Here is a 5,324-nt window from a genome sequence, read left to right as displayed (position 1 = left end):
CTCATCGGGCAGCTACGCAACGAAACAAGCGACATTCGAGGGTTAGCAAAAATTGACAAAGTATATTTAGACAACGCAAACATTATATTTAACCTGGTTGGCGACCAATCCAATATCGGAAATATAAGAGAAACCTTCTTCTTCAATCAAATGCGGGTAAAGAATGAAGTAATAGCTTCCAGAAACGCAGATTTTGTCATAGACCAGTACACCTTCGAAGTTGGCGGCAAAAACAAGCAACAAAACCAATTAGAAAAAGACGGTCAATCATTTGTAGTAAAAGACGATATAGAATTTGGTTACCACAATGTAATACCACTTTGGGCCTTTGGATTAAACTACTAACTGGCAATTAGCTAGACCACCAAAATGGCCTATTGCAAACAACCTTTTCACTTCAACAAAAAAAATAGTATTTTTGACAATACAGATTGAAGTGAATAGCGTTATGCTTGAAAAGAATTCATTGACATGAAAACATTAACAGACATCCAAAAAACACTTGCCACTCATAGACAGTTGCTTTATGAAAAATACCCCATTCAATCAATGGCCATATTTGGATCTTACGCCCGAAAAGAACAAAATGACCAAAGTGATTTGGATTTAATGGTTGAATTTAGTGGCAAATCAATCAGACCTAATCTATGTCTAAACGAGACCGAATACTGCTCATTGAGGACATGTATGATGCTGCATAAAAATCAAGCGTTATATTGAAGGTATGGACTATGATTAGCGCGCGTTGAATTGCTAAAGGCATCCTTTTTTGATAAATTTGTAAGACTGATTCAACTCATTAGCAGAGTATAATTTTGCAACCAAATAAAATTTGACACAATGAGACAAAGCTCCATTACCATCGATATCCCATCAGACCTTTTGCTTGCGCTGAATTCTGATGAAGTAGAATTAAAACAAAACATCAAGATTTCTTTGGCTATCCATCTGTATCAACAAGAAAAGCTTACCATAGGAAAATCAGCACAATTGGCAGGATTATCACGTTTGGAATTCGATAAATTACTAGCTAATAACAAAATCCCTATTTCACTTTTAGGAATAAAGGATATCGAAAATGACGTAAATAAACTATTATAACCTGAATTACCACACCCAAAATGAAAAACGGAATTGTCATAGCCGATGCCGGCCCCATTTTTTCATTAGCCGTATTAGGAAAATTGGAACTTCTCAATGCCCTATTTAGTGAAATAAAAATACCTCACGCAGACTTTCTTCTAATAGATGACAAAAAGGCAAGGAAAATCGCAGAAAACTTCGGATTAAACTGCATCGGAACAATTGGACTATTAGCTAGTGCCAAAAGAAATGGATTATTGTCAGAGTTAGCTCCATTGTTTAGGACTCTTATTGATGGTAAACGCTATTATTCAATTGAACTACTCAACCAAATATTAATCAACAATAACGAATTACCACTGACTATAAACTAGTTTGTAAAATTAAGGAAGCCCCCTTTCCCGTTAGCGCGCGTCAACTTTCACTAACTAAAATAATTTAGAAACAAGGCATTAACAACCTCCTTGTTAAAACTTTTTGGGTCAAATTCTCCACCCAACCATTCTATATAACTCTCATATTCTTCATGGTCCGGCTGCTTTAATATTTCCAACATATCTGAATAACCCCATACCCCTCCACAATCTTCCGGCGGACAACTCATTTTACCAGTCAGGCAAACAGGATATTTTGTTTTATCATCAATCGGTAGAATCTTTTCCAAAATAATATCATGTTCCCAATTATCCCCAAAATCATATTCATATTTAAACTTATCCTTCTCCTCCTTTAAGAAAGAGCTTAACTTAATCTTGCTATAATCCTCAATTTCAAAGTCGTCCCAGTCATCTCCCGAAGAAACTCCGTAATAAATATCATTTTTTACAAATTGGTGTAAGTGGGCATTTGACCATCCCATCGAGATTTGAATAATCTCATGCAGATCGGATAATAAAACATCGGAAGGCACTAAAACCCTCCTCCAAATTTTGGGTTTTACTCCCTTTAAAGCAATCTGAATCTGGAATATTTTTTTCATCTTTTTTTTTCAAAAATAATCAGAATTTAATTTTTCTTCAAAGGTCAATCTGGGAATTTTTCAGGCAGGGCATCGATGATGGATTTATCCGTCTAGCATGGTTGGCGACCAATCAAATATCGGAAATATAAGATGGGCCTTTGGATTAAACTACTAAAAAATTTGAACTCCAATATCATTCATCATACTGAAAGATATCTTATATTTGCATTGAAAGAAATATCTATCTGATAACCAATATAGGTAATCTTATTTCGGCCAATAAATTGCTTGGAATGTTCGACATCAAATCCCCTGCTACATTCTTAGAATATTTTTCATTCCTGAAAGATGCCTACCTGCTTGAATTCATCCCAATATTCAGTCATTCATTAAAAGTTCAGGCCCGTAACCCAAAGAAAGTGTACGTCATGGACATGGGACTATATACCGAAACCTCCCTGTCAACAAGCGATAATATGGGCAGACGTTTAGAAAACCTTGGATTAAACGAAGGAACCATCGTAACCCTTAATCAAAAAGATACCTTTGAAAAAGACGGCCTCACCATCAGAATGGTCCCTGCCCATGACTTTTTTGAAAATAATCCCGTTAGCGCGCGTTAGCACTTCCCCTAAACACACCCAAACAAAGGACATGATATAGGATGCTACACTATTTTTAGACAAAAGTCTTTAACATGCATTCGATTAATTCCCTTATGGGCAAATATTTCAGTCAATCCTTCAATTATAACTGAATGTTTTGCAAGAAAATCACAACTCTTCAATCATAAACACAATGACACTTGCACATCCCATAGTGCAATTATCAAAAAAAGTGCTGATTCTGTTGTGCATTTTGTACCATTCCGCAATACGCCAATTTAAATATAGGAACCAGTCGAAAACTCAAAAGATTACTTTCCATCATAGCCGAGAGCGTGCCCTTCAAACCCAATTTTTCAAAAATAGCAGGAATAATTAATGTGAGTCGCAATTCGCTGGACGACTATTTTTCATACATGGAAAAAGCAGGGCTAATTGGCCAGCTACGCAACGAAACAAGCGGCATTCTGGGGTTAGCAAAAGTTGACAAAGTCTATTTAGACAACACAAACATTATATTTAACCTGGTTGGCGACCAATCCAATATCGGAAATATAAGATGGGCCTTTGGATTAAACTACTGACCCAAAATTGCAAATGGCATCCTTTTTTGATAAATTTGAGCACTTAAACGGAACCAAAACCATCCGCAATGAATTTAGACATCCGCTGGCAACAACGCTTTCAAAATTTTGAAAAAGCATTTAATCAATTAAAGTTTGCAGTTGAACTGGCCAATGAAAGAACACTGTCTGAACTGGAAAAACAAGGCTTAATCCAGGCTTTTGAGTTTACACATGAATTGGCATGGAAAACCATGAAAAACTTTCTTGAAAGCAAGGGACAGCAAAACATATATGGCTCGAAAGACACCTCCCGACTGGCCTATAACCTGGAACTTATATCTAATGGAGAAATATGGATGGATATGATCAACAGTCGTAATCTATCCTCTCATACTTACGATGAAGAAACAGCCGACGCCATTCTGGATAAAATAGTCAATAACTACTTTGAAGCATTCGAGAATTTTCATCGAACAATGATCCATCACAAAACTGAACAATGACTTTCGGGCTATCAGATAAAAACTTAAAAAGCATCATGATGCTTTAAAACTTCATCCGGAAATAGAATCTGCTAAAATATTTGGTTCGAGGGCCTTGCAAACCAATAGGCCCGGTTCCGACATTGACATTGCGCTATTTGGAGAAGGTATAACATTAACAATAATACTAAGCCTTGTAAACACATTTGATGAATCAGACCTACCCTATTTGGTCGATATTATTAACTATAACAGCATAAATAACAATAATTTAAAACAACACATTGACCAAAACGGCATCACCTTTTACAATAAACAGTCCACAAAACCTCATTTTTAACCGATAGCGCGAGTTTGACTACGTCGATTTTCAATTCTTTGCGCACTCAAAAAGCTGCACAGCCGATTAGCAACTCGTGCTACACCCGTTAGCGCGCCTTAAATTGCTAATGGCATCCATTTTAGATAAATTTGCAAGACAGATTCAACTCATTAGTAGAGTTGAATTTTGAAACCAATTAAATATTGCCACAATGAAACTGCAGGTTATACAAGACGGACAAGGAAAAAACACAGGAGTATTCATCCCGATCAATGACTGGGAGATATTAACTCAACGCTATAAAGATCTTAAAAATTTGGTAAGTACAGAGCCGCCCCCCAAAAAGAAGCTTTCAGAACTAGCAGGCACCTTGTCAGTTGAAACAGCCGAAGCCATGTTAAACCAGGTGGAAGAAAGCCGTAGCGCGTGGGAAGAAAGATTAAAAAAGCAGTTTTGATTATGTACCTACTTGATACAAATGTCGTAATCGGTTTTTTAAATGCTTCTCTGCCTATTAAGGGTATGAATTTTTTAAACAATATTATCGATAACAGCGCTTGCATTTCGGTCATAACTAAAATGGAGGCACTAGGCTTTAATTTCGGAACAGCCAGAGAACAAAATGCAATGGAGCGTTTATTGATAACGCCACCATGCTAGATATCGAAAACTTGATTGTTGTTAAAACAATTGAGTTACGAAAAATAATCAAAATAGCTCTTCCAGACGCCATTATTGCTGCAACCGCTTTGGTATATGATCTCACCTTGCTCAGTCGCAATACAAAAGATTTTATTGACGTTCCAAATCTTAAAATTAGGAACCCCTGGGAAGCTTAATCTGATAACAACAGAAACTTGTCGGTGCAAACTTATGACGAAGAAATGTCCATAGAATTAACAGAAAAAATTAATGTGAGTCGCTGGCACCACCGTTATCGCGCGTTTCTTAAAATTCATACCTTGACTTCATTCATCATACTGAAAGATATCTTTTATTTGTATTGAAAAAAATGCTCATTTAAGATTCTGGAGGTAGAAATTATAATCGTACCAAAAAATCAAACCACAATTATGCCGCCTAATAAAGCTGCGGATTTTGTAAAAAAATGGGCTGGTTTTCTCAAAAATACGGAAACAGACAATGCCAAGCGAACCTATTTGTCTGAAAAATACCAATAATAACTTGTAAAACTTAACTACCCCAAATCCAAAATGAATTTGGTTCCCGGGCCATGGGCAATTACCGACCGGGCTCTGATATTGATTTGGCCATTAAGGGCAGCCAAATAAACCAGACCACATC

General features: G+C 36.5%; 10 protein-coding genes and 2 pseudogenes. 11 read left to right on the top strand and 1 reads right to left on the bottom strand.

Annotation, left to right across the window (positions count from 1 at the left end):
• The 4 genes and pseudogenes from JCM15548_RS22045 to JCM15548_RS19870 all read left to right on the top strand — a co-directional run.
• Positions 1-345, top strand: a pseudogene (locus tag JCM15548_RS22045) (AAA family ATPase); the annotation flags it as partial.
• 126 nt (positions 346-471) lie between these two features.
• A complete protein-coding gene (locus JCM15548_RS26515; RefSeq protein ID WP_062128897.1) occupies positions 472-720 on the top strand; it encodes a nucleotidyltransferase family protein in 249 nt (82 codons plus the stop codon).
• A gap of 120 nt (positions 721-840) precedes the next feature.
• On the top strand, positions 841-1,101 hold the full coding sequence (locus tag JCM15548_RS19875; protein ID WP_062128896.1) for a UPF0175 family protein: 261 nt from the start codon (positions 841-843) through the stop codon (positions 1,099-1,101).
• A gap of 20 nt (positions 1,102-1,121) precedes the next feature.
• Entirely contained in the window at positions 1,122-1,457 is a 336-nt protein-coding gene (locus tag JCM15548_RS19870; protein ID WP_062128895.1) for a PIN domain-containing protein, read from the top strand.
• Positions 1,458-1,507: 50 nt separating this feature from the next.
• Here the strand turns inward: JCM15548_RS19870 and JCM15548_RS19865 are convergent, their stop codons facing one another.
• Positions 1,508-2,062 carry a plasmid pRiA4b ORF-3 family protein gene (locus tag JCM15548_RS19865; RefSeq protein ID WP_062128894.1) on the bottom strand — a complete coding sequence of 185 codons (555 nt, stop codon included), beginning with the start codon at positions 2,060-2,062 and terminating at the stop codon, positions 1,508-1,510.
• A gap of 194 nt (positions 2,063-2,256) precedes the next feature.
• Between JCM15548_RS19865 and JCM15548_RS19860 the strand changes: the two genes are divergently transcribed.
• From JCM15548_RS19860 to JCM15548_RS26505, 7 genes and pseudogenes are all read left to right on the top strand, one after another.
• The gene (locus JCM15548_RS19860; protein WP_488193228.1) at positions 2,257-2,667 is read left to right on the top strand and encodes a DUF8612 domain-containing protein; all 411 of its coding nucleotides are present in this window, start codon (positions 2,257-2,259) and stop codon (positions 2,665-2,667) included.
• Positions 2,668-2,909: 242 nt separating this feature from the next.
• The gene (locus tag JCM15548_RS26760) at positions 2,910-3,233 is read left to right on the top strand and encodes a DUF8612 domain-containing protein (protein WP_488193227.1); all 324 of its coding nucleotides are present in this window, start codon (positions 2,910-2,912) and stop codon (positions 3,231-3,233) included.
• Between the two features lie 68 nt (positions 3,234-3,301).
• The gene (locus tag JCM15548_RS19850; RefSeq protein ID WP_062128891.1) at positions 3,302-3,718 is read left to right on the top strand and encodes a nucleotidyltransferase substrate binding protein; all 417 of its coding nucleotides are present in this window, start codon (positions 3,302-3,304) and stop codon (positions 3,716-3,718) included.
• Between the two features lie 37 nt (positions 3,719-3,755).
• Positions 3,756-4,037 (top strand): annotated as a pseudogene (locus JCM15548_RS26510) (nucleotidyltransferase domain-containing protein); the annotation flags it as partial.
• Between the two features lie 193 nt (positions 4,038-4,230).
• Positions 4,231-4,476, top strand: coding sequence for a hypothetical protein (locus tag JCM15548_RS19840; protein ID WP_062128890.1), 246 nt, complete (start codon positions 4,231-4,233; stop codon positions 4,474-4,476).
• Positions 4,477-4,672: 196 nt separating this feature from the next.
• On the top strand, positions 4,673-4,858 hold the full coding sequence (locus tag JCM15548_RS19830; RefSeq protein ID WP_062128886.1) for a PIN domain-containing protein: 186 nt from the start codon (positions 4,673-4,675) through the stop codon (positions 4,856-4,858).
• A gap of 368 nt (positions 4,859-5,226) precedes the next feature.
• The coding region (locus tag JCM15548_RS26505; protein WP_162198295.1) for a nucleotidyltransferase domain-containing protein at positions 5,227-5,324 on the top strand (98 nt) is incomplete at its 3' end.

Origin of the sequence: Geofilum rubicundum JCM 15548, assembly GCF_000974365.1 — a bacterium.
Taxonomy (GTDB): domain Bacteria; phylum Bacteroidota; class Bacteroidia; order Bacteroidales; family Marinilabiliaceae; genus Geofilum; species Geofilum rubicundum.
Note: the sequence above shows the minus strand (reverse complement) of the source record. Positions and strands in the feature narration are given on the sequence as shown.

What these genes read in the sequence shown, in the direction of transcription:
- JCM15548_RS19850 (WP_062128891.1), top strand. Translation starts at nt 3,302, where the DNA reads ATGAATTTAGACATCCGCTGGCAACAACGCTTTCAAAATTTTGAAAAA.
- JCM15548_RS19870 (WP_062128895.1), top strand. Translation starts at nt 1,122, where the DNA reads ATGAAAAACGGAATTGTCATAGCCGATGCCGGCCCCATTTTTTCATTA.
- JCM15548_RS19865 (WP_062128894.1), bottom strand. Translation starts at nt 2,062, where the DNA reads ATGAAAAAAATATTCCAGATTCAGATTGCTTTAAAGGGAGTAAAACCC.
- JCM15548_RS19840 (WP_062128890.1), top strand. Translation starts at nt 4,231, where the DNA reads ATGAAACTGCAGGTTATACAAGACGGACAAGGAAAAAACACAGGAGTA.
- JCM15548_RS19875 (WP_062128896.1), top strand. Translation starts at nt 841, where the DNA reads ATGAGACAAAGCTCCATTACCATCGATATCCCATCAGACCTTTTGCTT.
- JCM15548_RS19830 (WP_062128886.1), top strand. Translation starts at nt 4,673, where the DNA reads ATGCTAGATATCGAAAACTTGATTGTTGTTAAAACAATTGAGTTACGA.
- JCM15548_RS26515 (WP_062128897.1), top strand. Translation starts at nt 472, where the DNA reads ATGAAAACATTAACAGACATCCAAAAAACACTTGCCACTCATAGACAG.